This is a genomic window from Oleiphilus sp. HI0125 (genome assembly GCF_001635355.1).
In genome coordinates this window covers 1-1,565 of the sequence record NZ_LWGF01000790.1, presented here as the reverse complement: position 1 = coordinate 1,565, position 1,565 = coordinate 1, and the positions used below count along the sequence as shown (strand labels likewise).

Genomic DNA, 1,565 nt, shown 5'->3' with positions numbered 1-1,565 from the left:
TGTTTGCTCATCAAACTTCACTGCAAGATCGACAGTCGACTTAGGAATCAAACATGAATAGAGGCGTATCTTCGGCCAAACAGTAGGGCGACCTCCGACAATGCCTGTAATACCCGGAGCCATGCCAGTTGCGGCTTGAGCAATTTCTTTTGAAAACAATACAAGCGACTTTTTGTCTGGGCTAGCGACAGAAATCTTCACAACAATCTCTCGACACATCTCAGCCTTGGCATGCTCGCCGTATGTGGCTTCAGAACCGAGTAGTTCGATACTGGTTTCCGAATAAGGTCTTAAGCCTTTTGCTTCGATCATACGGGAGGTTTTAGACAAAATGGCTTTGGCCACGGCTTGTGCTTTTGCTTTTGCATTGATGCCAGCAAGTAAAAATGTCACGGTACATTTAAAACCGTCGGGGTAGGTGGCCGATACTTTGTATTGATCAGTTGGTGCTTTACCTAGGGCGCCAGATACCCGAACGAGATTGTCTGCGGCTTGTTCTAGCTTCACTTGTGTAAAGTCACACACAACATCAGGAAGGATATAGTTTTCTGGGTCGCCGATTTCGTAAACGATTTGCTCTGCAACCGTTGCTGTTGTGACTAAACCGCCCGTTTTTTCAGGCTTTGTGATAACAAATTCTGCGTCTTGATCTATTTCTACAATAGGGAAGCCCATGTCATCAAACCCATCTTTGACCAGTTCCCAGTCAGTGAAATTACCACCAGTACAGTGCGCTCCACATTCGATAATGTGTCCAGCTAGAGAGCCTTGAGCGAGTTTGTCGTAATCGCTCCATGACCAATCAAATTCATGCATCATGGCGCCGAGAACGACTGCACTGTCGACTACGCGACCGGTAATGACAATATCAGCATCTTCAGCAAGAGCAGCCGCAATGGCTGGAGCACCCAAGTATGCATTCATACTTACGAACATAGGAGGCATAGGTGTGCCAGAGAACATTTCAACGACGCCTTGATCAGCGAGCTTTTTCTTTAATGGAAGGACGTTGTCTCCATCGACCATAGCGATCTTTAATTCGATACCCGCTTTTTCTGCTATCGCTTTTAATGCTTCTACGCACGCTGCTGGATTTACGCCGCCGGCATTACTGATCACTTTAATGCCTTGGGTTTTGATTTTCTCAAGAAGAGGTGCCATGACCGTCTTCACGAAGTCTGGTGCAAAGCCAGCGCTCGGATCTTTCATTTTCTGACCAGCCATAATCGACATGGTGATTTCTGCGAGATAGTCAAAAACCAAGTAATCGATGTTGCCTTTATCGACGAGTTGCTGTGCTGCGGTTTCGGTGTCACCCCAAAACGCTGATGCGCAACCAATTCTTATTTTTTTCGCTTCTGCCATTGTGCGTTTTTTCCTGTCTAAGACGGCGCTACTCGCGACGTGAAACTGAGTTAAAAAAGCAGATGAGATGGGTTACTCATTTTTGGTATCAGCACCTTACCAAGCAAGTGCTTGGTTTGTAAATAGTTCGCAAGCTCGTTATTATCAGTTTTTTGTAAATACTTATTTCTAGGGAGTGGCTGGTGGCCGTTATTGTTGAA

1 protein-coding gene is annotated in these 1,565 nt (G+C 45.8%); it reads right to left on the bottom strand.

Features of this window, described 5'->3' with window-relative positions; all coding sequences use genetic code 11:
- Positions 1–1,365 (bottom strand): acyclic terpene utilization AtuA family protein (locus A3762_RS12335; protein ID WP_068755814.1); only part of this gene is annotated, 1,365 nt, incomplete at its 3' end.
- Positions 1,366–1,565 lie beyond the last annotated feature (200 nt).